We start from the raw sequence: 26,999 nt of genomic DNA on the forward strand, positions 1-26,999 counted from the left end.
TATGTGGTTTTTCATCGACACTCATCCCCTTTTACTAGCAAAACGAATATATCACTATCGTATCACATTTAAATCGAAATACTGCTCTAGGTACATATTTCGCAAGAAATCTATCCAAAATATATACAATATATTCTCCATTTAGCTGATTAAGTCTACACAAGATTAAATGTAGACTATTATTGTATTGTTTTAGTTTTTTAAAGTATTACAGTATGTGAAATTATTATTTTAACTATAAAAAAAAAGCCCCTTGAAAGGAGCACTTATTTGACAAGGTACTGTTCTATTTCTTTTATTAATAGTTCTGCACCTTCTGGACTTAATGAGATCTTACCCTTTGCTAATGCTATGTTACGATTTGACACTTCTCCTGTTAATGCACAAACATGACCAGGCTGATACTTCTGTAAAATGATGTCTTCCCCTTCTACAAAAATTTCTAATGGTGATTTTTCTTTAATCCCAAGCGTATTTCTAAGTTCCTTTGGAATTACTATACGCCCTAATTCATCCACTTTTCTAGTTACTCCGGTTGCTTTCATCCAGCATATTTCCCCATTTCATTATTAATTTGTACCCAAGTTATTCTTTACTATTGTAACAGGATTTCTCCATATATGAGAAACATAATAATCCCAAAACTAACGATCATAACCAGAAATTCTTTAAATCTTTGCTGAAAGGAAATACGTCCTTCTTCCTCTTTTCGCAATACTGCGTAAAATAACTATTCTTTTATGGATTAAGGCATGAATTTCCTGTCAAGGAGTTACTTCAACTCGTTAATATTACTCGTAGTACGTACTATTATTGGATGAAACAGCTCAATCATCCTAATCCAAATGCGGAGGTAAAAGAACTGATACAAGCTATTTATGATTAACACGATGGGTGTTATGGCTAGTAACAATACAGCTCATTCTTTCGTTTTGGAGTATTTCAAAATGTTAACTGGATGGGTATGTACGGTGACCTCTACTTAATTATCAGAAAAACATTAGCCTTTAATTGTATACACGGTAATCACCATGATTTTCCGATGCCAGCATCATAATAAATCTTTCCTTTTCCTCTTTTTATCAGTATTGGAAGGTAAAGAGGGGGCTAGGCACAAAAACAGGTTGTGGAGAAAGCCTTCTTCACAACCTGAGAGTAAGTTATATATCCAAATATGATCTGTTCTTTTAACTATTTAGTCTTTTATAATCTATTATAGTCGATATAACTAGAGTCATAATAAATCCACTGACCTGTTCCAATTCTTAGCCAGCCATTCTTTTCTTCATATACTGTAACTTTTTCGCCTTTACTTGTCTTTCTAACAATAGAATAGTTTGTACCTGATCCGCTTCGAACATTTACCCCAATACCATTAATTTGAGCCGTTCCAATTACCTTTTCAACACTACCATTTTCAATTACTTGTAGCATATTTAAAATGAATGTTGCTGTTTCACCACGAGTTGTTGTTCCTCTAGGGTCGTATTGATTGTCACCCTTACCTCTTACAATACCTAGGCCATACAGTCTTTGTACGTCTTCTTTATAAATAATTTGGTCTTTGTCTGCGAATGGTAGGTTTACAACTGGTCCCCATATACCTTTATACTGTAAAGCCTTGTTTACAATAATTGCTGATTCTTCTCTTGTGATAGGTGTGTTTGGGTCAAAATAACCATCTCCTCTACCTTGAATGATACCTGCACTTGCAGTACGTTTAATACCATCTCGTAAAGTTGAATTTGCATCGTTTAGGTCTTTAAATGAAGCATCTCCAGCTGGCAGTTTTAGAGAGTTAGAGATTAATTGAGCAAATTCGGCTCTTGTTATCGCTCTATTGGGTGCGAAAACTCCGTTTCCTTCCCCTATCATAATACCCCTTCTATTTAACTCTCGTATAGCTTCTTCATACCAACCTCCAGTAATGTCATCTTTTGGTTGATAAAGATTATTATAATACCCCTCAACGCTATTTACGAATACATCCCATTGCCCATTATTAATCATGTTAGCAGGACAGATTTTACCGCTCCATTTTTGGTGTTTTACAATGTTATTTAACGGTACACCAGTTTCTTTCATTAAATAAGCTACAAGTTTCTTAGCGTTATCTACCGCTTTACTGTAGTTTCCGTCACTGTTAACTGCGATTTCAATTGCAATAGATTCTCTATTACCTGGACCATCACCGTCTCCTGCGTGCCATCCGTTCTCGTTTAATGGTAGATGTTGATAAATCTCTTTATCGTCTACTGTAAAATGCCACGATGCAGCTCGGTCTATGTTCCCTACTGCTTGGTTATATAGGTATTGGGCGTGGTTTCTAGCACCTGCTCCTACACTTGTATTATCAGTCTCATGAATTGTAATGTACTTTGGATTCATGTAGTTTTGAGGACGAATATTATCGTTACCTGCTGGAACAATCCATTCAGTGAATGGAACACCATTTATTGTACTAGAGGTGCTAGGTGATATGGGAGACAGACTACGTTTTGTTCTGTTTGAATTGTTAGGAACAGTTAGTGTACCTGTTTCTTCATGAATACCTTCTGAACGTTGAAGACTATCTGCCTTCTTATTGTCGACAGTACCTCCACCACGTCCGTCTACCTCTTCAAAACTAGCTTCAATACTTTTTAAAGCCTGTTCATCTGTTGTTTGAAGTTGGTCTGTGTTATCTTGCACTTGATGGCTTGTAGATTGCTTATTGTTTACTGATTGTTGTTCCTCTGCAAACGATACCAATGGTGACGATAATACCGTTAATCCTGCCGTGAATGCTACTACTTTTTTATTAAATTTAATATTCATTTTGAATTTGGTATATCTTACTATCTTAATAGATATACCTTCCTCCTTGTACTTCTTTTAGTCTGAATAATAGTGTGAATAATGATAGCCTGAACCTCAAAGATAATGCCTTAATTTTTCATTTCATATGATAAACCGAAATCTATAAGTCCTACTAGATATATCAGTATTTCAGAATTATAACACAGCACGATTGCAAAAATATAATTAAATAACATAAATAACCTTTAATGTATAAAACGGTTCTGGTGCAAAAATCCCAAGGCTCTTACAGCTAATATCTTAATCTTGAACATACTGATAGTATGAATCTAAAAAGAAGCATAATCAGTTAATCTATTTTTACACCAAAACCATGTTAGCTCCTATATAAAAAATACACCCCTTCTTTTCATTTTATTATTTCTTTTTACCTAGCGATTTAAGGCCACGTTTAATAACATCATAGAAACTTAGAGATTGTGACATATGACCTGGATCTACATATTCTCGTATAGCCCGAAGAACTTTCTTAGGTTCCTTAGAAGAAAAGGTGAAGATTCCATTTCTCTTGGTTTCAATAGCATAACGTGGAATCCATTTACCCTTAAACATTACAGAAGCTATAACATAATCTACTTCCTCCCATGGAATTTGAATAAATTTACGCGTATCACGAGAATTATAAAATTCAAACCCTTTATCACCAATCATAATTTTCCCATAGTCTGTAAGTCCCGTAAAAGCGGTAGCATCTATTACTAAATCTACCTTTGTATTAATTGATTGAACCATCATATCCACTCCATTTCATTTATCCTATTTATAATTCGTAACTTCAAACAATTAAGTCAATACAAAAAGTGGCTGAAGCGATAATCCCCAGCCACTTTTTGTATACGAACTATTATCGATTCACAGGCTACTAACCTATACTTCAATCTCAACAATTCCTAAATAATAAATTTTAAGAATTGAAAACGTGAGCAACTTAAATTATAAAAGTCCGATTACGTGACCAACTACCCCAACTACGAATAATGAAAGAATAATAACAATTGGGCTGACTTTTTTCTTCAGCAACCACATGCAGAAGAATGTCAGAAGCAATGCAGCTAAACCAGGAATTAATTGATCTAAGTTATCTTGCAAGGTAGTTACTTTCGTAGGTGACAGTGCCATTCCTGAGTTTACTTGTTCAAAAGATTGACGAATCCCTTCACCATTTCCAGGAAGTTTGTCCCACTCAACATACGCACCTTTATCTAACTGAACTTCAGATACAACTGGCTTGAATTTAATTGATACCCACCGTTCCACCAAGGCTGCAAGTACAAACATACCAAGGATTGATGCACCTTTTGTAATATCTTGTAATAATCCACCTGAAAGATCATCAGTGATTTTAGAACCGGCTTTATAACCAAATTCTTGTGTATACCACATAAATCCCCAACGGACCAGATTCCAAGCTAAGAAGAAAAGGATTGGCCCAAGGATATTCCCCCCCATTGCTAATGATGCTCCCAAAGCACCTAACATTGGACGTAAAGTAAACCAGAATACCGGATCACCAACACCGGCTAAAGGACCCATCATTCCAACTTTAACCCCCTGAATTGCCACATCATCAACTTCTGCACCATTAGCACGTTCTTCTTCAAGTGCTAATGTAACTCCTAGAATTGGTGAAGCAATATAAGGATGTGTATTGAAAAATTCCAAGTGACGTTTTAATGCTGCTTTTCGATCTTCTTTTGATTTATATAACTTTTTAATCGCTGGAATCATCGAGAAGGCCCAACCACCATTCTGCATACGTTCGTAGTTCCAAGAACCCTGAATAAATGTAGATCGCCATGCAACGGCTAAACGATCTCTTTTTGTTAATTGAATTTTTTCTGCCATTTGTCTTCTCCTCCTCCTGAATTAATAATCGTTTAAGATATCGTCAAGCGGGTCACCAGAGTTACCTCCACCACCATTTGAAGAACCACCCATTTTAGAAAGGCTCAAATAAATAAGAGCTAAAGCCACACCCAATGCACCAAGAGCAATAAGTGTTAATTGAGAAATTGCTGCTATTACGAAACCAATAATGAAGAATGGCCATACTTCTTTTGTTGCCATCATATTAATAACTAATGCATAACCAACAGCAACAACCATTCCCCCACCTATAGCCATTCCATCAGTTAACCATGCAGGCATTGATTCCAAGAATCCTTGAACGCTTTGTGCAGGGATAAATAAAAGTGCTCCAGCAGGAATCGCAATTCGGATACCTTGTAAACACACCGCAGCAATGTGTAACACTTCAATTTTTTTTATATTTCCTTCTTCAGCTGCCGTATCCATCATGTGTACGATAGGAACAGCAAGTGTACGAACAATCATTGTTAAGAAAAGTCCTGCTACTGCAAGTGGTACCGCTACTGCAATTGCTGATGCAACACCGCTAACACCTTGTCCGCCTAATACTAAAATGATTGCTGATGCAACCGATGCCAATGCAGCATCTGGTGCTACGGCTGCTCCAATATTTGCCCATCCAAGTGCAATCATTTGAAGTGTACCGCCAAGAACAATACCAGCCTCCAGATTGCCTGTTACTAAACCAATTAATGTACATGCCACTAGTGGTTGGTGGAATTGAAATTCATCTAATATTCCTTCCATACCGGCTAGAAATGCAATTAGTAACACTAAAATTATTTCTATAGTAGACATTATAATCCCCCATTTCATTTAAATTTACTGTGTCACTATGCTAATTCAATCTTCGCTTTTTTTAGAATGTCATCCATGTTTGCACGAGAATCATTAGGCACTTTACGTACGTCAAAATGAATGCCTTTTGCTTGCATTTTCTCGAAAGCTTCAACATCTTCTCTTCCCATAGAAAGCACCTTATTAACAACAACCTTTCCAGTCGAATGGGCCATAGAACCAACGTTAACTTCTTTAATATCCACACCACCCTCTATAACCCTTAGGACATCTAGTGGGTTTTCAAATAATACCAGTGCATTAGTATTACCAAAACGGGGATCTTTTTCAACTTCAATCATTTTGCTGATTGGAATAACATTGGCCTTAACCCCTGGTGGTGCCGCCTGTTCGATTAATTTTTTACGAAGATCGTCTTTAGACACTGCATCTGAAACTACGATAATACGATTTGGTTGTGTAGACTTTGTCCATGCAGTCGCTACCTGACCATGCAATAAACGAGAATCCACACGGACTAAAACGAACTTTATTTTCCCATCACCAACTACTGTACCGGGAGCAAGTCTGCCTTTTGCTTTTCCATCTTTAGCAACTGCGATATCAGTATTTTCTTTGGGTTCCAGCTCTTCAGGTTTAATTCTGACCCCTTCCTTCGCTGTTTTAATGATATGTGCTGCGATCTCTTGAGCAGACGTAATTGATAAACGGGATGCATAAGCTTCAATCACCATTGGTAAGTTCAAACCAGCAACGATTGCCCAATTGTCTTTGTGTTCTTCATACAAGCCATTAGCTTGATTGAATGGAGTACCGCCCCATAGATCGACTAAAAATAATACCTCATCTTGATTATCAAAAGATGCAACTGCTGCTTCCATTTTTACTCTCAAATCGTCTGGCCCTTCGTTTGGCATTAAGGTAACAGCCTTAACATTCTCTTGCTCTCCAAAAATCATTGCGCCAGATTGTAAAATGCCTTCAGCAAATTGGCCATGGCTTGCTAGGATAATCCCTACCATCTCTCTACCTCCTAAATATTTCATCCTAATTTTTTCTGAATTGACGCAACCAACACAACTTTTCTTCTTCATTTCATCAATCTTTAACTATTAAAAACCAACTTTTTCTATCCTTGAGAAAACCACCTCCTAGGCTATTTAAATCTCACTTCTTTTATAAAATTTTGTTTACTACTAAAAATGAGTTTGTGAATCTCCAATTCATCATTTTTCAAATCATTACTTAAAACACATAATTTCTTAGGTAAAAGGTTCATAATCTTATAAAATAACCCGCTACAAGAAAACGCTTTCAAAATATAGAAAGAACATACCGTTGAAAATCGTTGTTTCAAATACACTTACTCTAAACCTAATCAACTATAAATAGACTGAGTTGCGTCAAACCAAAATAGGAGTAAAACTCCACTTGCGAATTGCCTCATTGATAAGGAAAGCGTTTATCTCGAAAAACATGATTATCAATGTAAACGAACATGACAGAAATCAATTTAAAGTTCTTTCGAATGATAAAAATACCATGTGAGTTTTAATTACACATATGTTACTCACCAAAAGTTCAATTGAATGACAGACTATACATATTTATCCTTTTCCCAAATAAAGAAAAGCACTGTTATTCGTATAATGAAATCGATTCCACTTACTAAAAACATTGCCGTTCTATCTGATAAGATGATTTATATCGCCTGCATACAAAATAACAAACCAAAAAAACAATAACCCCCTCTTACGAGTCAGAAGTTTGCTAAAGATAGCTATCTAGAAAACAGTTTGTAGTTGGAGACAGAAATTTGATAAAAGAGTTGATTCGTCGCAAAAGAATATTTGGCATTGGTATTTTTGATCTTGGTTAGATTGGATATTTGCTCAATTTTAAAGAGAGTATGTATCAAATAATAATAATATTTGTAAAAAAACACATGAATATAACAATATAAAAGCAGCTCGTTTATCAGTTCTCAAAAGAATAAAACCACTATCACCCTCTACAACGGTTATATATTCATTATATCCATTGTGAATTTTTTCACAATGGATATAAATTGAACATTTTATGAATAAAACAATTCCACATTATAAGAAATATATAGTGATTTTTTTAGCATACATTTTTTACTTAAATACCCCTTTGCATTATATAATCGATAGTAAACGTGGTTAACTAATTGATTTCTAATTGAAGTTTAATATATTAATTGCTTAATAAATCAATTGAAAACATATAGCTCCTATTATTCCTCCTATGGTACTACCAATTATGGGAATCCATGCGTATCCCCAATCCGAAGAGCCTTTATTACATATTGGTAAGATTTGATGTGCTAGTCTTGGGCCAAAATCTCGAGCTGGATTTAAAGCAAATCCAGTTGTTCCACCAAGAGATAAACCTATAGATACTATTAACGCTCCTATTATTATTGGAAGTAGTCCATCTGTAACTTTATTATGACTCATAGCTAAAATTGAAAATACAAATACTGCAGTGCCAATAATTTCACTTAACAAATTGGACGGCCAACTTTTTATTGCAGGGCTTGTAGAAAACACCGACAATATAATTTCTTGATTTTTAGTTTCTTTCCAATGCGGAAAATACTGGAGCCAGACAAATATTGAACCTAAAAATGCCCCCATCAACTGTGCACCAATATAGGAAGGAACTTCACTCCAAGGAAATAACCCTATACAAGCAAAAGCAATTGTAACTGCAGGATTCAAATGCGCACCACTTATGTTATCTACTATATATATAGCGAATGTAACTGCTAATCCCCAGCCAAGAGTAATTGCAACCCATCCGGAATTTTGTGCTTTGGATTTTTTCAGCAAAGTACCTGCTACAACGCCGTTCCCTAATAAAATAAGAACCAAGGTTCCAATTAATTCCCCCATAAATGGAGACATATTTATGACCCCCTTTGTTATTTCAAAAACCATTGTATAAACACAAGGGCATCATCAGCATCTTTCCCGTCAAGAATTACATGTATTTCTGCTCCTCTTTTTACTGCTAAATCAATTAGTTGGAGAGTACTTTTTGCATTAACTTTTTTATCTTTAAATATAAACTGCACCGAACAATCATAATCCCTTAAGCCATCTACAATTTCACTTGCTGATTTTGCATGAATTCCATCCTTACGAGTTACAATTAATTTTCTTTCGATTCTCATAAGATTAGCTCCTTTTATATTTTTATAATGGTTTTCGCTTCAAGTACAGCCTTAAATCTTATATATTTTTTCTAATGTTTTGCCAATCCCTAATTCAACAATTGCTACGTAGGACCCTCTATTAATGGTGAATCTGCTATTTTGATTTAATCACTCTTAATTAGAGCGCCTCCCAAATTTAGGAATACAATTACAACTCATTCATTATAAATAGCCTCTTGAATTTATCTAACGCTTCTACCTACTTCATCGTTATCTACTCCTCCTGCAGAAACTATTAAAACACTGGAACTTAATTGGACGAGTAAAGCTTTTAAATCTCTTAACTAGTAGATAACCATAAGAAACTAAAGCTATTCCTGCATTACTCATCACAATTGCTCCCTAAGTTCATTAACAATTTCTTTTTCACCTATAAGAGATAAACATAGAGTTTCAAAGATAATAAAAGATGAGACTGCTCCTGGATCTAAATGACCAATAGACCTTTCTCCTAGAAAAGAAGCACGTCCTTTTTTAGCTAATAATGGCTTAGTTTTTTCCATTTGTTCTCTTGCAAAAATGATAAGACCAATAGGTTTTATTTTTTCTCCATTTCTTTGGATATACTTCAAAACAGGATCCCAAACATCAAGCATTGTTTTATCTCCTATCTGAGTTTTTCCTCTTAGACAGATGCCATTTACAGATTCTTGAAGAGCAACCCCCAATTCATTGATTGTAATTTTATTTTTCCCTTTCAAAACAATGCCAGCCCTCAAAAAGGCTGTTCCATATAAAGGCCCTGATGCACCTCCAACCTTTGAAATAAGTATCATTCCAATATCCTGAAATACATTTCCAATATCATCATAAGCTGTATATGATATCTTTTTTTCAACCTCTTTAAACCCTCTATTCATATTAATACCATGATCTCCATCACCTATGAATTGATCAAGTTGCGTTAGATTTTTTTTTTGATACTCAAGTTGTTTTGCAGTAAGTTGCATCCAATTGATGATATGTCTTGGTGTAATATACATGTTGGCCCTCCTATTGTACACGCCAGTTAGTCGTATTTGCTGGATCATTAAGCAAAGCAGTTAATTGTTCATCTAGTTTTAATAAAGTAATAGAAAAACCGGCCATATCAATCGCTGTCATGTATTCCCCAACATATGTTTTACAGATATCGATACCAATTTTGTTTAATATTATGTTAATCATTTTATTTAAAATATATAATTCCATTAACGGCGTTCCACCTAAGCCGTTTACCATTACTGCAACTTTGTCACCAATCTTCAATTGCATATCACTTAAAATATGCTCTAAAAGGAGTTTAGCCATTTTATTAGCTGTTATCATACTAATACGATGAGTTCCAGGTTCACCGTGGATACCTATACCAACCTCTACTTCATTTTCACCAATTTTATAACCAACTGTACCAGCTCCAGGTATAGTACACGTTTTTAATGCCATGCCCATACTACGTATATTAGCAATTACTTTATTTGCAACATCTTCAACTTCTTTAAGCGATGCCCCTTTCTCAGCCATTGCTCCAGCTATTTTATGTACAAATATTGTTCCAGAAATTCCTCTTCTTCTCATAGTGTGTGAACTATTATCAATAGCAATATCATCATTAACAATGACTGTAGCAATCGGAATTCCCTGTGCTTCAGCCATTTCAGCAGCCATTTCAAAATTCATTATGTCTCCTGAGTAGTTTTTTACAATTAACAAAACCCCACTTCCAGTATCCACCTTTTGAATTGCTTTAAAAATCTGGTCTGGTGTAGGAGAAGTAAAAATTTCGCCAATTACAGCAGCATCAAGCATTCCTTTACCAACAAATCCTATATGCGCTGGTTCATGACCACTCCCGCCTCCGCTGACAATTGCCACTTTTCCTGGAAATGGACTATTAGCTCGAATAATTATATTTGTTTCAGCCATATTTTGTAGTTTATCAGAATGTGCAAACAACATTCCGTCAATCATATCCCTAACTACTTTTTCTGGATTATTAATAAATTTTTTCATGGCATCTATTCCTTTCCATTAGTCGCCGCTAGTACCCTAACATTTAATTTTATTCCCTCCTACAATTCCCTTTTATTATAAAAACCTATAATGATTTCACTTGGACATTTAGCTTTAAGCCTCCAATTTCATCTAAAAAGATTCTTCCAATGTTTGCTTGCTCAAATTTCCCTTTCCTCATGTGAAGTGCTCCAGTGAATACTCCTTTTTCATGCTCAAATAGCTCACTTTCAATTAAATTAGGGGGGATAGCCGCACAATTTACTAGAATAAACGACTTATCCTTTCTGAAAACAGCTTTATGGATACCTTTACCAATAAGTTCTTTTCCTGTTTCACTCTCTCCAGTAATAAGAATCGTAGAATCTAATTCTGCCACTTCATTCGCAACAAAGAGCGTCTTCATTAAAGTGTCACTATAAATAATAATGTCTGGAAAAGAGTTGTTTAGTTTTTTATATTTCGACAATTCACATTCTAAATACTTTATTCTTTTCTTTTCAAGAGTCAATTGGTCTAATAATGATTGTGTTTCATGAATAGATTCATCGTTAAAAGTATTCCGCTCAATTTTGCTATAAGTGTAGCTACGGCTCGAGCATGTGGACCATTTTTAGTATGAATATTAATTTCAATCCTTTGTATCATAAGAACCTATTTCATAATAATACATGCATAAAAATACATAAAATTAAACCAGTGAATTTTATGTATTTTTATTTTCATTATTAAAACTCTAACTATTACATAATAAGATTTTTTATACAAAACCTGATAATATAGGTTTTTAATACTAATTTTCCCATTTCACCTTTCTTAAGAAATAGTATTTGATTTTTGATAATCATAACACTATCTTTTAATCCGTCATATAACAGACGAAAAATATACATAAAATATTCATAATTCTGTACTCAGAATTTTGATAACATTAGATTCAAGGCTAGATTTTCAGCTTACTTACAAAAAATCAAGGAGTGATTATCATGGAACGTATCCTAATTAGCCCGCAAAAATATATTCAGGGAAGAAATGTAATTAAAAAAATTGGAGAGTACGTAAAACCTCTAGGAACCAATTTATTAGTTATTGTAGATGAATGTGTTTGGCATCTTGTTGGTGAAAAAGTTATGGAAAGCTTTCATAAACAAAATCTAAGCTTTGAAAAAGTCGGTTTTAATGGTGAAAGTTCTGAAAATGAAATTGCAAGAATTGAGAAAATAGGAAAAGAATTTGGTGCTGATGTAATCATTGGTATTGGTGGTGGTAAATCAGTAGACACAGCAAAAGCGGTAGGAGAAATTCTTTCGGCCAAAGTTGTAAGCGTTCCCACTATTGCCTCAACAGATGCACCAACCAGTTCTCTTTCTGTTATTTACTCTGATGATGGAGTATTTGAGAAATACAAATTTTATTTAAAAAATCCGGATATTATTTTAGTAGATTCCCAAGTCATTGCACAAGCTCCATCCAGATTTTTAGCTGCTGGGATTGGAGACGGAATGGCTACATGGATTGAGGCTAGAGCAAATTTAGAATCACGAAAACCCGCTATGGCTGGTGGACTATCTACCTTAGCGGCTGCTAAAATTGCAGAACTCTGCTGGGATACCTTATTTGAATATGGAGAAGCTGCGCTTTTAGCAGTTAAACAAAAAACTGTTACTCCAGCAGTTGAAGCCGTAATAGAGGCAAACACCTTGCTTAGTGGCCTTGGATTTGAAAGTGTGGGGTTAGCTGCAGCTCATGCCATCCATAATGGTTTTACTGTTTTACACGATAAGACTCATGATTTGATGCATGGAGAAAAGGTTGCCTTTGGCACATTAGTACAAATGGCATTGGAATCTTGGACAACTGAAGAACTATATAACTACATTGATTTCTGTATCAAGCTTGGCTTACCAACTACACTTGAAGATTTGAACTTAGGTGATGCAAGTAAAGAAGAATTGATGAAAGTTGCAGAAGCTGCCTGTCAAGATGGTGAAACTATACATAATATGCCATTTGAAATTTCACCAGAAATGGTTTTTGATGCAATTATTGCTGCTGATGCTTATGCTACTGAGTATAAATTAAAAAAATCAATTTAAAATTACAATACAAAAATTAATAAACTTTAATTAAAAGTATTTTTAAAATTTAATTAAATGTATATTACACATCATGAAATTTTGTATATGTCCTTTAAGCATTTAGCAAAATAACAATACAATATAATAAAAACTAAATAAACATTAAAATTTATACGTATCATGAAATAATCTGAAGACTTCATCCAACACATAAAAGCACAAAATATTTAAACAAAACATAGCATTATTTCAAAATTAATTTTGCAACTGAATTTTTACACCAAAGATAAATATAGAAATAAGAAAAAACCTCTTTATGAGGTTTTTTCTAGTCCTATACTTTTGATAATAAAATAAGCTGTTTTTATTATAAACAATAGGTTAGCAACACCATCTTAACATATAAAAACAAAAAGCCTATGTGTCAATTTTTCAAACTCCCTATAGTTTTTATGAGAATACTAAAAAGATATAACTAATAAAAAATGTAGGAGAAGTAATAGACTTAATTTATGCTGTTTCCAGTTTACCTATTTAGCTAAATTAAGACAGTTTTAGAAGATCTAGAAAGAATAATCTCATTTTATTACTAAAAAATACAACATATTGTTTAGATTCAGTCAAAATCGTAGTTAGTCTTCTACTTAAGATAACAATTTTTTAGCTAACTAGATTATTAGAATTGACACTTTTGTGTACATTTCTATTACTTTTAGCTCACTATTAATTCTCACCTTACAAAAATAGTATATATATATACATTTTAATTGGATTTCCTGTAGTTTATGAGAAGAAATATACTATTTTTGAATGAATATCATTACATTTCCCTCTAATTTGTTTCATTTTTTGTAAGTTGTTATCCTACTAAATGAGGGTAATCATCACATATAAAAATTAGCATTAACTAAAAATATCAAAGACATTCATATTTTTATATCAGTATCGGAGGTTACGGCAATAATTCCTCAGAATATATTTTAAAAGGATTTTTATGTTGCCAAATATAATTTTTTAAAAATTATAAATTAGAAGTGAGGAGATATTATTATGATTATAAAAAAACATCCATTTCGTACTCTAGCAAAAACAGCTGTTGCATTAACTATGATAATTCCTACATCCCAAGCCATTAGCCAACCGCTTGCGTATGCGCAAGAAAATATAACCAAATCTCAACAACAAGTAGCACCATTTTGGAATAAAAACAAAGATTATCCAGGCGAATCTTATGTTACATATGAAGGTAAGGTTTATCATTCTTTATATTGGGTAAATGCAGGTACCTTACCTACCCAACAATTTAGCGGATGGGAATTATATACTGGTTCAGAATATATACCCGACAATAGCGATCCAAATGATTTATTTGGTGAAGGTATAACTTGGCCAACCCATGTTTTTGCACCATATGTAGATAACGGAATGAATCCTCAAAATCTATTAAAATATGCCCAAGAAACAAATACTAGTTTCTTCACGCTTTCGTTTATAGTGGCTGATAAAAATGGAAATCCAGTATGGGGAGGAAGTCATACCCCTATTGGAGATGGTAACTTAGATGATCAAATTAAACAAATTAGAAAAATAGGTGGAGATGTTAAAGTATCTTTTGGTGGAGCAAATGCTGGTAATATCCCTGGATTAGGTGCAGATCTTGCCGCAGCTATTACAGATGTAAATAAATTAAAAGATGCTTATAAAAGTGTAATTAACACATTACATTTAACACACATGGATTTTGATATTGAAGGAGTCTTAGTCGCTCACCCTGAATCTATTGAAAGAAGATCAAAAGCAATTGCGTTATTACAAAAGGAATTAAAAGCTGAAGGTAAAGATGTAAAAATTGGTTATACCTTACCAGTAATGCCCTATGGCCTAACTAATGATGGGATAAATGTGATTCAAAGCGCTATAAAACATGATGTAGATTTAAATTCTATTAATATTATGACTATGGATTACGGACAACAAAACCAACAAATGGGACAAGCTGCAATAGATGCTATTAATAGCTTGCATGGACAGTTAACTAATTTATATAAAGATACTATTAAAGATTCTGACATTTGGAAAATGATTGCTGTTACACCTATGATCGGAAAAAACGATACTCAAAATGAAACTTTCACATTAAATAATGCAAAAGAATTGTTCCAATTTGCCAAAGAAAAAGGTATTGGGGAAATTAGTATGTGGTCAGTGTATCGTGATAAAAAAGCTACTGAAAGTTGGCAAATTGGTCAGGCAACTGGAGATGCTTCCGGATTACCCGATGTAGAAGATGGTGCCTTCTCTAAACTATTTTCTGCTTTTAATAGTAATACTGAAATTGACATAATAGCTCCAACAGCTCCTTCTAATCTACGTTCAGTTAATCAAACAGCAACAACTGTTGAGCTACAGTGGGAAGCTTCCACAGATAACATTGGTGTAAAAGAATATGAAGTTTATCGTGATGGAAAAAAAGTAGGAACAACAAAAACAACACGTTATGAAGATGCGGGGTTACAAGCCAATACAAAATATAATTTTACAATTATAGCTGCTGATGCTGCAGGAAATAAGTCAAAAAGTAGCAATGAAGTTTCAGTTACAACAAAGGAAGGGAATCCAGAACAAACAGCTCCAACAGCTCCAACAGGATTACAAGCATCAGAAACTACTACAAACAGTGTTCATTTAATATGGGAAGAATCCATAAGTAATGTTGGTATAAAAGAGTATGAGATTTATCGTAACGGTACGAAAATAGCTACAAGTCCTTCAACTTACTATACAGATGAAAATTTACTGGCTAGTACTGAATATAGCTATATGGTAAAAGCTATAGATACTCAAGGAAAAGTTTCAGTTGCGAGTAATGAAATCAAAATCACAACAAAAGATACCCCCTCTTCTGAGTATAAGGCATGGGATTCGTATGCTGCATATAAAAAAGGAGATAGAGTAGAACATCAAGGTAAAATTTATGAAGCAGTTCAAAGTTATCAAGGATACGGTGATCCAAATTGGATTTTCTCATTAGCTTTATGGAAAGTAATTAAATAAACCGTAATACTATTAAATAAAAGACATCTTTCTTTTCAGATTGATGTCTTTTATGAATTGAAATTTATATTTTACAAATCTATTCTTTCATTTGCCCTAGACTATATATTTTCTATAGGTAATTCTTATTTTACATTACTATGATTTGATTAAGCATCATATTTTCTAAGTTAAGACAAAGTTTACATTTTTAATAGTTCGGACGAAAGTCCTAACATTTAAATCTGCTTAACTATATATACAATTAAAAGAAGGTTATAAGATGCAGACAAACATAAATACTATAGAGGACATCTATCAAGAGATATTAGATGGAAAAAGAAATAGATTTCCACCAAATACTTGGAAATTAGATAGAAATAATCAAATGGCCAGAAGAGTAACAAAGTATTTAGTAACAAAAATTTTGAGTTGGAATGAAGAAGAGATAAAACAGAATTGGAATAACAAATTGATTGCAAAGTATCGATTACGGGGTGTATTGAAGCACAAATATGATAATAGTCCATATGCAATGATTAATGATTTATATCCGAATCAATTTAAAGAATGGGAATTTAGAATGACACCATTAAATTTTTGGACAAAAGAAAAGGCCTTAAAATTATTAAAATGGTTAATTGAAGAAGAGGAAAAATTACCACCACAAAAACTCTTGCAAATTTATGGGCAAAAATGGTTAATTAAACATCGACTAAGTGCACCTTTAAGGGTGATTTGGAATGGAAGCCCGTATGCGATGATTAATGATTTATATCCAAATCGATTTAAAGAATGGGAATTTAAGAAGGCTCCTAATAAGTTTTGGACGAAAGAAAAAACATTACAAGCACTAAAATGGACAATTGAAGAAAAAGAAAAATTAAATCTGGATCAATTGAAGAATATATACGACAATAAATGGTTAGTTCAATCAGGATTGAGCGGAGCCTGTCAATTATATTGGAATGATAGTCCATATGCAATGATTAATGATTTATATCCAAATCAATTTAAAGAATGGGAATTTAAAATGACACCAAATGGTTTTTGGACGAGAGAAAAAGCGCTAGATGCCTTACAGTGGACAATTGAGGAAAAAGAGAAGCTGACAGATAATCAATTATTACAGCAATACACAATGCAATGGCTTAAAAGTCATAGACTATGGACACCTGTAGTAAGATACTGGAATGGAAGCCCATACGCAATGATTAATGATTTATATCCAAATAAATATTTAAAAAGTTCATTCAGAGGATATATAAATAAACCTTAATATTATTAGACATAACTTAATTAAAATGAAAGCTTAACTTGATAAACAGCAAACTATATTTTATTGATGAGAGAAATATTTAATGAATAATTAGATCAACTAATAACAATATAAAAACAGTAAAAAATGCTATTGTTTTAAAAATGAATTTAAGGTTTTAGAGGAGGATATTTATGCAAGCAAACAAAATTCTATTTATTTTTAAAGTGATTAGGCTACTAGCAATAGTTATCTTATTTCTTCTCTTTTATTTTACACATCAATTTTCTTATCTCTATTTCTCAATTCCTTTCATTCTTGGAATATTCACTAGTATTATTTTAAAAAATAGCAAAAAAACAAAATTTTATAGATGAACTTGATAAACAAGCTATCAACTTCAGCAATGAAGCAATAGCTTGTTTTTATCTATCCTTAACCCCCATTTTTACATATTTATTACTCCTTTTCATATGTCTCACAAGTCATTAATATAATTCCACCATTTAAGGTCCTCTACCCCAGTATCTAAAACTTAAGATTTTAGCATTATATTAATAAAAAAAGTAAGAAATTTATATGAGGATTTCGTTATAGATTTTCCTAAAATGAAAATTTTGTGAACTTTATAACAAGATAACTTGTTAAACCATTTTCAATAACTTATAATCTTAACTGTGTATGGTGTGTATGGTGTGCATCATAGACAGTCACACTTGTCGATGGAGAGGTATTTAAATGAAAATTATTTTAAATAATGCATCAAATCAACCTTTATATCAACAAATAAAGGAACAAATTAAAGATTCTATATTTAATAATGAATTAACGGAAGGTGAACAATTACCATCAATCCGTGTATTGGCTAATGATTTACATGTAAGTATGTTAACCACAAAAAGAGTTTATGCGGAACTAGAATCCGAAGGTTTTATCGTTACCAGGGTTGGAAAAGGTACTTATGTAGCATCTACAAACTTGGAATTATTAATGGAATCTAAGCGTCATATGGTTGAAGTAAAATTGACAGAAGTGTGCAAAATGGCTCGAAGTATTGGAATCCATAATAAGGAACTCTATTCGATGTTAGATTTAATCTTAAAGGAGGAAAATGAAGAATGAATGCAGTGTTAGAAGTGAAGAATCTAAACAAAGCTTATGAGAATTTTTCATTAAAAGACGTGACATTTTCACTTAACCAGGACTGTATAACTGGTTTTATTGGTACTAATGGTTCTGGGAAAACTACTACTATTAAAGCTATCCTCGGGCTCGTACTCAAAGATTCGGGTAAAATTAATTTTTTAGAAAAGGATATAGATAAACATGAACGAAAATCCAAAAATAAAATTGGTGTCGTGTTAGACGAAGGGTACTTTTACGATGAATTAACATTAAAAGAAATGAAGAATGTAATCGCCCCTTCCTATACTGGATGGGATGAGCAAGTTTTTTTAAAGTATATTAAACGATTTAATTTAAATCTAGGACAAAAAATTTCTACCCTCTCCAAAGGAATGCGAATGAAATTTGCAGTTGCTCTAGCTTTATCCCACCACGCAGATTTATTAATAATGGATGAACCCACAAGTGGACTTGATCCATTGGTTCGAAGTGAACTAATAGACATACTTCTAGATTTTATGAAAGAACCAGGAAAGAGTGTCTTTTTTTCTACTCATATTACCTCAGATCTAGATAAAATAGCAGATATGATTATTTTAATAGATGATGGTCAAATATTAATTGATGAAGAAAAAGATGCACTAGTGGAAACACATGCATTAGTAAAAGGTGATAATCAATTGATTAATAATCAAACAGAAAAACTCTTTTTGAATTTGAGTCAAACTAAATATGGATTTGAAGGGATTACTCATAAAATAGATGATGTTTGCCGGCTTATGCCTGGTGTTTTGATGGAAAGACCAACTATAGAAGATATAATGCTTTCTTATATTGGAGGAAATACATATGCTTATTAATCTTGTTGTAAAAGACATAATGTTAGTCAAAAAATATTTTTCTATTTTACTCGTTTTTGCAGCCATTGCACCAATCTATCTTTCTACTCAATTAAAACTTAACGATGGTGGGCTTATTGGTTTTCTTTTAACAGTAGTTTTTATGGAACATATTTTGTTTGGTACAATATCCAAGTTCGAAGACCAATACAAAGGAGCAACACTACTTTGTGCAACACCATATACTAGAAGTGCCTTTGTAAAAGCAAAATATCTCTTTCTATTGGTAGTTTTTCTTTGTGCCTCAATTATTCGAATGATAACTTCAATTATTATACCATCTGGTATCGAGAATCTTAGTATAAACGCTCTCGGAATAACATTCTTAGTTGTTAGTATTTTGTTTGGAATACTACTCCCTTTCCAATTTAAATTTGGTTTTGATAAAACAAGAATGATTTCTTTTATTGTTGTCTTTTTGACACCTTTTGTAGCTCCTACTCTTATAAAAGAAATTCAGTTGAGCCATCTGAATTTCACACTCCCTCTTCCATTCCCATCAATTATCATGGCATGGATGCCTTGTCTCATTTCAATAGTTATTAGTATTATATCAATGATAATTTCACTGAAGATATATGCAAAAAAAGATTTATAATTAGTTTAAGGGGCATTTTAAAAAATATGTTTTATCGCCCCATACTTATCGAAGTTACGTCAACGCACAAGATACTTCAGTTCTCAGTGTAGGAACTACTGACAAAGCCTACTAAGAAAGCTGGTAAATACATCGATGTTAGCAGGTTTCTGTCACTTCGAACATTTCGTTATTTACTTTCTAAATTTTGAGCATTGATCTATGTCTCGATTAAAATGCATCCCTTGTCAATTAAGTGATGTATCTTAGATACTTATTTGATAAAAAAGGAAGGATGAATGTTCAATCAACCGACACAACTACTTCTTAGGAAGTGTGTTATAGTTAATTCAGAATCAATACTGCTTAGCAGCATTAATTCTCACCTATCTTTTATTTATTTGTTTTTACACCAACTTAAAGGAAAGACCAACTATATTTTTAGTTGGTCTTTCCTTCTGTTATTAGAATACGATTAAGAATCACTTAGTTTATATACAAATTACTATTTATTTTACGATAATGTACATATACTTCTGATAGAATTCTACCGTTCTCTTGATAAAATATGAAAAACATAACTAGTTAAGGTTTCTTTCAAAAAAATCAAAACAAAAAGAACTTGTAATATATAATTACAAGTTCTTTTTATCGTAGCTTCAACACATTGGAACTATAGACTTGTAAACAACAACATTAGAGGAAGGGGTGAATTATCCCCTTAAAATGATTATATAACTAATATTCATATTTTGAGATTGAAACCTTGAACATTTCGTTAATTTTAACCATCACCTTAATATTCTTCATTTTTAACTTACATAAACATTTATAATTCTGTACATTACAATAAAATCAAATAATCTAAAAATATATGTGAAATTTTTTATATTTTTTTGATATTAATTGAATATTTTATGATTATCATTTCATTTCCACTCTAATATTGCCATGTTTCTAGATTGCTATTAGAGATTTACCCTCTAAAACTTACTTAAAATTGGTTAATATTGAATACATTGACTGAAAATTGAGAAATCAAACACATATTGATACTATTATCATATAAATTATCTGTCAGTCTAACTTCCATTACCCACAATAATGTTTTTCTATCTATGTATAGAAATAATTTATCTGTCAGTAATTTATAGTTTATTATCTTACATTAAAAAGGAGGAAGTAAAATTATGAAAAAGAAAATCATTACAGCAACTGCTCTGGCTGCAACATTAGCTACAGGTGCATTACCTACAACATCAGTATTTGCTGCTGAGACAGTTGCTCCTATCCAACAACAGGAATCACAAGTTAGTATTCAACCGTTTGCACAAAATAATCTAGAAACGGCTGTTCAAGCTGCATTAAATGGTCCCGAAGTAAAAAAAATAAAAGTATTTGAGCATGAATTTAATGTAAAAGAAATTGAAGTTGTGGATCGAGGTGCAGCTGGTAAAGATGTATACGGACAAATCTCTCATCATTTAAGCTTCCGTCCAGATGATCAACTTTACTATAAATTCACAAAAAAAGATGGTGAGGTAACGGGATTCGAATTTCATATTGATAGAGGCGGCTGGACACCAATTGTAGCTCCACTTTTATCAATTCTTGCTGCATATAACGGAATTCCTGTTAATCCAAATGATTTAAATTCACTCGGTCAGCAGCTTGGAAAAGTTATCGATGGAAGTTGGGAACATGCAGGACAATCTATTGCTACTGCAGTTAGTTTAAGCTTTAATGAAAAATAAGCTTGTAGGTATTATTTAGGCTTACAGAGAAGTATTATTCGTAAATTTTTCTAAAATGATATTATATGTAACAAGTCTATTTCTAACTTTAATGCAGTAATACGAGTGAGACTCTCCCCAAAAGTCTTTTGATCTCAGATATGGAATGCATATAATTTTGCCACATAATTTCTTAACAAATAAAAATCTATGTTAATTAAAATTAAGAATCATGTAGATCTTACTAATTTCAGTAATTCATTGTATTTTGGAAAACAGACGTCTAGTTTAAGACTTCTGTTTTCTTTGTATAAAGTAGATTTAAATTGTATGTCTGATAAAGCACATGAAGTATGATAATATACTTTTTCATCATTTTACATGTGAATTATTTTATTTTACTAAACTTGCACATGATTATCTTGACCTTCCCCCCTGTATGATTACATTTCTAAACTTATGTTCCCAGTGCACGATGGCTTTTGAGTAAATCTAAATGAGAATATCCCTCTCTAAATTTTAAAGCTAACACAATATTTTAAGGTAAATGACAATAGTAACTCATATGATAGCTAATATATTATCTTATTTGCCTTACTTTCTTTTTAACTTTATAAACCTTTTGGTACCTATTGAAAATTTGGCCCTATTTATACAAATAAAATTTTTCAATTAATAAACTCTATTATTTCTGTACTAGACTTTATTAATATGATGAAAGTTCCTAAATTATTGTATAAGACTAATCTATTTAAAATCAGGAGCGATATAATGAAAAAAATAAAGATTAAAAAACACTTAAAATTCGGGATTCTTACTTGTTTTACACTAGCGAGTTTATGTACAACTTCAATAGTATTTGCTGATAGACACCCAGGTTATTCCTATGAGCCTGATTTAGGTTATCGAAATCCAACATGGATGTCAAAGTTAGAAGATACAAAAAGAATAAGCGAATTATCTATTCCAGGTACTCATGGTTCAATGGCTTTACATGGAGCAAGTTTTATTGATGAGAATTTGACAAGAAATCAAACAATGCCCCTGTCTCAGCAATTCAATGCAGGGATACGTTATGTAGATATGCGTGTGAAACGTGTGAAAAATTCTTTTGCCATGCAGCATGGTATTGTAAATCAAAAAGCTATGTTTGAAGATGTATTAAAAGAAACAATCCAATTTTTAAGGGAAAACCCTCATGAAACAATTTTAATGCGCTTAAAAGAGGAAACTGATCCAGAGAACGGCTCACAGTCATTTGAGGAGATATTTAAAAGTTATAAAGACCGTAATGCGTCCTACTTTTGGGAACCTAATTCTATTCCATTTTCAGAAAGAAATAACCCTAAGTTAGGAGATATCCGCGGAAAAATTGTAATACTACAAAACTTCCCAGCATCTCAAGAATACGGTATTAATTATGAATCATTAAATATCCAAGATAATTTTGAAGTTAGCACAGGACCGGATGGAATATATGAAAAATGGAATGCAGTAAAAAACCACCTTCTAAAGGCAAATAAAGACTCTAACAATAGTCATATCTATCTCAACCATTTTAGTGGTACGGGTGGCGCTACAGCATTATGGAATAATTATTATCCCTGGTTTGTTGCAAGTGGAAAGGAAAATCGAGATACTGGTAGTAAACTACAGTTAATTCAAAAAAACTCAACAAATGCATGGAAAGACTTCCCTCGTGATACAAATGGTCAAGTATTTTATGGTGGAATGAATACAATGGGGACAGATTTCATACTACAAGGTGGGATCAAACATGCTGGTATCATTGCAGCTGATTTTCCAGGGCCAGGTTTAATAGATAGTATCATTAAATTAAATGGGATAAACGTTAATGAAAAAGAAATATTAATCTCCCAAATTTCTTCTGACCCTAAGCCATTGCCTGGAGAAAAAAACCGATCCAGCCAAAACTTTAGTATAAATAATTTACCCCCAGGGACAATGGGTTTAAAATGGATTATTGAACCTACCCAGGGAGAGACTTCTGACAGTATCTCTTTCAATATTATGGTTGATGTTTCTCTGGGTCTAGATCGTGTTAGTTGGAGCAATATTTCAAATGAGTCCAGGACTGCAGCAGATACAAATTTTAAATACTATATCGCAAATCCAAATGGTGCAAATCAGCAATTTACAGTAAAAATATATGCTATCACCAATTAATTTTTTGAAAGGTTACTTTATCTCTCAGTCAGCTTAAGCAGTTCAATTACCTTATGTATCAAAAGAACAATCTCTCCAAATATGCTATATTAAAGGCAACAAAGAATCCAGCGAACTTGAAAAAAAATATATGTTACATATCTTTAGGATTATAAAATAATATAATAAAAAAGAATCTAGAAATGCCACTAGATTCTTTTTTATTTTTGGAAACAATTCATATTAAGATAAAAATGCTTTTATTTTATAAAAATAGTCGAAATAAAAACTAATAAACCACTGACTGCCTTAAAAGTAAAAGTACTATAACTAAAATTTCATTCCATTTCGGTAATTGATTCATGTCACTTTTCTTAATCTCGTTCCCCGTTACTTTCATATCAGTACATAATCATATCACCTTTCTGTATATATAATTTACTTATAACATAGGAAAACTGACAGTAAAACACATTCTGTTTTCCAAAAATAACGATGTAAAATTAATAAGTAATGGTTGATTCTCCTATTCTTTCTCACAACTAAAAGACTGTTATAATAATAATTTCAATAACTACCCATAAACTCCATACATACTACAGATTATGTTTGTATGCTACATATATCAATAGAAAGGGATGATATATGTTGCTGACAATTTATATAATATACCTGTTTTTATCAATTGCTATCATACTATTCTTATTTGCAAGCACACTCGGTTAATTTTATTGATTATATCAAGCTCGCTTCTTTTCATCAAAAAACAAAAAGGTACAATAGAAAAGGCATTTAAAATCCACTCTTTAACCAATTTCCATAATATTTTATTACTTAGTATTCAATTGAAAATAATAGTTGATTAAGGTTTAATAACTGCTTACAACACAATTAAAGGCTAAGCTCATCACCACGGATTATAACTGTAAAAGCATGTATGACAACATTTTACTTCCAATTATCAACAAACACAATTAGGTACAGAAAAACATCCTTTTAGTATAAATTTCTATGAGGTATCTAACAAATGCAAATAGAACCTGCCTTACTACGCCCATCAAGCCAAGTTTTGGTGTTCTATGAACTTTTGCCTACAGAATTAATATTTTGATACGCTTGCCAAATAATTCTTGATGGATAAATATATCTCACCGACATTTTTTAGCAAACAAATGAAACTCATTTTTAAATAAAAACGCCATCCTTCCTATAGATTTCTATAAAAAGAATGACGCTTTCTATTAATTATAAGCATAAATTCATCTTAGATTGTTGGTAATATAACTAGACTTATTCCCATGCAGCAAATGCTACATAATCTTCTTTACCATATTTGTTTTGATATTCATCTGCGTGAATTATATCAACTTCTCCAACATGGTCTGGCTGAAATCCTGTTCCATCTCCATTATCAACAGGTTTCACTAGAGAAACTAACATACGCCCCGTAACTTCAGATTCTTTAGAAGTTTGCTTCAATGGAAGACCTTTAGATTTAAGATATTGCTTTTGTTTCTCGGTAAGTTTAAGTACTGCTGCTTCAGAAATCTCTGTGTTCTTTTTACTTTGCTCAAGCTTGTCCATCTCTGATTGTTTTGCGGCTTCTTCTGCCTTACTCTTTTCAAGCTTGTCCATTTCTGATTGTTTTGCGACTTCTTCCGCCTTACTTTTTTCAAGATTATTCATTTCTTCTGGTTTAGCGGCTTGTTCAATTTTATTTTTTGTGGCCTGTGATTCATTCTTAAGCTCCTCAGCACTTGCATTCATTAAAGAAAAAGCAGATATACCTAATACAGCTGTCAATCCTAAAGCTGACCAACGATACGATTTTTTATTGAATTTTTTAATCATAACAATTCTCCTTTTTAATGCTTTTTTATTTTTACTTAGATTTGCTAAACTAGGCATTTGATAATAATTTGAATAGTGTTCTAATAATGTAATAATTGTATGCCCATATTCGATTTTTTCTTCCGAATCAATAAAGGTAAGAGCCAATGCATCACATGCAATTTCTTGATCTTCGCGCATTGAATAATAGGCATACCAAAGGATTGGATTAAACCAATTTAGTATAAGCAAATGATGCATAAGCCAATTAACCCCAACATCTTTACGTTTAAAATGAGCTAATTCATGATAGAAAATAAACCGTAGCTGATTATCATTTAATCGTTGTATATGCTGCTCACATAATAATATTCTAGGTTTTCTAAATCCAAGGAGTGTCGGACTAGCAATCTTTCCGGCTAATTGCACAGGAATATCCTCTTTTATAGACATCGTTTCTTTACAACCTTCGAAAATATTTAAAATTCTTTCATCTGTTATAATTGGTTGCTTTTGTATGTATAAATATAAACGTCTATTTGCAATTAGTGTTAAAGCCCCTAAACAAAAAACACCTAATATCCATACATATAAACAGATTTCATACATAGATATGTGTTTGGCAACCTTTTCTTTGGAACTCGATTCAACCAATGATTTATTGGAATCATTCGAATTAACAGCATACTTTGCAGGTTCATTCATCACTTTTAAATCAGAAACGTTCGCTTCTTTCTGAATTAGAGAAGTAGAAGTTACATATCCATGTGAAAGTATGGAGTATAGGCTATAAGAACTATCCGGTGACCAAGGTAAAATTAATCTTACAATCAGAATTAACCACAATGCGTAATGCCATCTTGCTGTTAGTTGATTCCTTAGTAGAACTTTGACACATAAGATAAAACCTACCAATATACTGGCCATAATAGTAGTTTCTAATAACCAATCAAAAAGAGTAGAGAGATACGTATGTATTAACATATCCATTACAATTATTCTCCCTCCTTTTGATTATTTTTATTTTTATCATCTAGAATACGTTTGAGCTCATCGATCTCTTTTGAAGATAACTTTTCTTCTTGTAAAAAATTAACAAGTAAAGGTTTTAAAGCAGCACCATAAAAACGTTTAATAAAAGATTTTGTTTCTACTTGTAAATAATCATCTTGTGAGATCAAAGGGCCATACATATACGTTCTTCCTATTTTCTGCTGAGAAAAAATCACTTGTTTTTTCACTAGCCTATTAATTAATGTTCTAACCGTTTTTGGATTCCAATCCATTTGTCCTTCAAGAGCTTGAATTATTTCATTAGCCGTTTGTGGAGATTTTGACCAAAGGACTTTCATTACTTCTAACTCAGCTTCAGATATCTTAGGTATTTTTTTCACGTTTCCAATTTCCTCCTTCCTTCGATTACAATCGTAATCCTAATGTCGATACTACATTTGTAATCTTAAATTCGCAACCCCTATTTTAACATTGGAATAAATTACTTAAAATAGGTTTATTATTAAACAAATCTAGACTACAAATGT

Annotated in this window: 21 protein-coding genes and 1 pseudogene; 9 read left to right on the forward strand and 13 right to left on the reverse strand. The window is 32.4% G+C overall.

All coding sequences use genetic code 11. From position 1 onward, the window contains the following. Positions 1-266 precede the first annotated feature (266 nt). Positions 267-545 (reverse strand): AbrB/MazE/SpoVT family DNA-binding domain-containing protein, encoded by a 279-nt coding sequence (locus tag DT250_RS03885; protein WP_000648344.1) that lies wholly within the window; start codon positions 543-545, stop codon positions 267-269. Positions 546-739: 194 nt separating this feature from the next. On the opposite strand from DT250_RS03885, the pseudogene DT250_RS03890 reads away from it, so the two are divergent. Next, positions 740-883: pseudogene (locus tag DT250_RS03890) on the forward strand (IS3 family transposase); the annotation flags it as partial. Between the two features lie 320 nt (positions 884-1,203). On the opposite strand, the gene DT250_RS03895 reads toward DT250_RS03890, so the two are convergent. From DT250_RS03895 to DT250_RS03945, 10 genes are all read right to left on the reverse strand, one after another. After that, complete coding sequence (locus DT250_RS03895) at positions 1,204-2,817, reverse strand: S-layer homology domain-containing protein (RefSeq protein ID WP_149212587.1); 1,614 nt, start codon at positions 2,815-2,817, stop codon at positions 1,204-1,206. A gap of 399 nt (positions 2,818-3,216) precedes the next feature. Further along, the gene (locus tag DT250_RS03900) at positions 3,217-3,594 is read right to left on the reverse strand and encodes a DUF956 family protein (protein ID WP_009327551.1); all 378 of its coding nucleotides are present in this window, start codon (positions 3,592-3,594) and stop codon (positions 3,217-3,219) included. Positions 3,595-3,792: 198 nt separating this feature from the next. After that, a complete protein-coding gene (locus tag DT250_RS03905) occupies positions 3,793-4,704 on the reverse strand; it encodes a PTS system mannose/fructose/sorbose family transporter subunit IID (protein WP_000818327.1) in 912 nt (303 codons plus the stop codon). 21 nt (positions 4,705-4,725) lie between these two features. Continuing rightward, positions 4,726-5,526 (reverse strand): PTS mannose/fructose/sorbose transporter subunit IIC, encoded by an 801-nt coding sequence (locus DT250_RS03910; RefSeq protein ID WP_097820711.1) that lies wholly within the window; start codon positions 5,524-5,526, stop codon positions 4,726-4,728. Between the two features lie 35 nt (positions 5,527-5,561). Continuing rightward, entirely contained in the window at positions 5,562-6,548 is a 987-nt protein-coding gene (locus tag DT250_RS03915; RefSeq protein ID WP_149212588.1) for a mannose/fructose/sorbose PTS transporter subunit IIA, read from the reverse strand. A 1,203-nt stretch (positions 6,549-7,751) separates the two neighbouring features. Beyond that, entirely contained in the window at positions 7,752-8,456 is a 705-nt protein-coding gene (locus DT250_RS03920; RefSeq protein ID WP_000074461.1) for an MIP/aquaporin family protein, read from the reverse strand. Between the two features lie 17 nt (positions 8,457-8,473). Next, positions 8,474-8,725 carry an HPr family phosphocarrier protein gene (locus DT250_RS03925; protein ID WP_001217720.1) on the reverse strand — a complete coding sequence of 84 codons (252 nt, stop codon included), beginning with the start codon at positions 8,723-8,725 and terminating at the stop codon, positions 8,474-8,476. A 371-nt stretch (positions 8,726-9,096) separates the two neighbouring features. Then, positions 9,097-9,750, reverse strand: coding sequence for a dihydroxyacetone kinase subunit DhaL (gene dhaL, locus DT250_RS03935; protein WP_149212589.1), 654 nt, complete (start codon positions 9,748-9,750; stop codon positions 9,097-9,099). Between the two features lie 10 nt (positions 9,751-9,760). Further along, positions 9,761-10,759 (reverse strand): dihydroxyacetone kinase subunit DhaK, encoded by a 999-nt coding sequence (dhaK, locus tag DT250_RS03940; RefSeq protein WP_149212590.1) that lies wholly within the window; start codon positions 10,757-10,759, stop codon positions 9,761-9,763. A gap of 85 nt (positions 10,760-10,844) precedes the next feature. After that, complete coding sequence (locus DT250_RS03945) at positions 10,845-11,165, reverse strand: sigma 54-interacting transcriptional regulator (protein WP_242318435.1); 321 nt, start codon at positions 11,163-11,165, stop codon at positions 10,845-10,847. A gap of 580 nt (positions 11,166-11,745) precedes the next feature. Between DT250_RS03945 and DT250_RS03950 the strand changes: the two genes are divergently transcribed. From DT250_RS03950 to DT250_RS03990, 8 genes are all read left to right on the forward strand, one after another. Continuing rightward, a complete protein-coding gene (locus tag DT250_RS03950) occupies positions 11,746-12,855 on the forward strand; it encodes a glycerol dehydrogenase (RefSeq protein WP_097889968.1) in 1,110 nt (369 codons plus the stop codon). A 1,032-nt stretch (positions 12,856-13,887) separates the two neighbouring features. After that, positions 13,888-15,891 carry a fibronectin type III domain-containing protein gene (locus DT250_RS03955; RefSeq protein ID WP_149212591.1) on the forward strand — a complete coding sequence of 668 codons (2,004 nt, stop codon included), beginning with the start codon at positions 13,888-13,890 and terminating at the stop codon, positions 15,889-15,891. A gap of 262 nt (positions 15,892-16,153) precedes the next feature. Beyond that, positions 16,154-17,149 carry a DUF4046 domain-containing protein gene (locus DT250_RS03960; RefSeq protein WP_098639863.1) on the forward strand — a complete coding sequence of 332 codons (996 nt, stop codon included), beginning with the start codon at positions 16,154-16,156 and terminating at the stop codon, positions 17,147-17,149. A gap of 717 nt (positions 17,150-17,866) precedes the next feature. Continuing rightward, the gene (locus DT250_RS03970; protein ID WP_097816108.1) at positions 17,867-18,250 is read left to right on the forward strand and encodes a GntR family transcriptional regulator; all 384 of its coding nucleotides are present in this window, start codon (positions 17,867-17,869) and stop codon (positions 18,248-18,250) included. Next, a complete protein-coding gene (locus DT250_RS03975) occupies positions 18,247-19,113 on the forward strand; it encodes an ABC transporter ATP-binding protein (protein WP_097816109.1) in 867 nt (288 codons plus the stop codon). The genes DT250_RS03970 and DT250_RS03975 overlap by 4 nt, the downstream gene beginning before the upstream one ends. Next, positions 19,103-19,750, forward strand: a complete 648-nt coding sequence (locus tag DT250_RS03980) for an ABC-2 transporter permease (protein WP_097853786.1) — start codon at positions 19,103-19,105, stop codon at positions 19,748-19,750. Before DT250_RS03975 ends, DT250_RS03980 begins: the two co-directional genes overlap by 11 nt. A 1,169-nt stretch (positions 19,751-20,919) precedes the next feature. Beyond that, a complete protein-coding gene (locus tag DT250_RS03985; protein WP_000726946.1) occupies positions 20,920-21,483 on the forward strand; it encodes a hypothetical protein in 564 nt (187 codons plus the stop codon). A 750-nt stretch (positions 21,484-22,233) separates the two neighbouring features. After that, a complete protein-coding gene (locus DT250_RS03990; RefSeq protein WP_149212592.1) occupies positions 22,234-23,649 on the forward strand; it encodes a phosphatidylinositol-specific phospholipase C in 1,416 nt (471 codons plus the stop codon). 1,269 nt (positions 23,650-24,918) lie between these two features. Here the strand turns inward: DT250_RS03990 and DT250_RS03995 are convergent. Together DT250_RS03995 and DT250_RS04000 are read right to left on the reverse strand one after the other, a co-directional pair. Beyond that, entirely contained in the window at positions 24,919-26,442 is a 1,524-nt protein-coding gene (locus DT250_RS03995) for a M56 family metallopeptidase (protein WP_149212593.1), read from the reverse strand. Positions 26,443-26,453: 11 nt separating this feature from the next. Continuing rightward, entirely contained in the window at positions 26,454-26,852 is a 399-nt protein-coding gene (locus tag DT250_RS04000) for a BlaI/MecI/CopY family transcriptional regulator (RefSeq protein WP_029443199.1), read from the reverse strand. Positions 26,853-26,999: the final 147 nt, after the last annotated feature.

Origin of the sequence: Bacillus sp. AR2-1 (assembly GCF_008368755.1) — a bacterium.
Lineage (GTDB): Bacteria > Bacillota > Bacilli > Bacillales > Bacillaceae_G > Bacillus_A > Bacillus_A wiedmannii.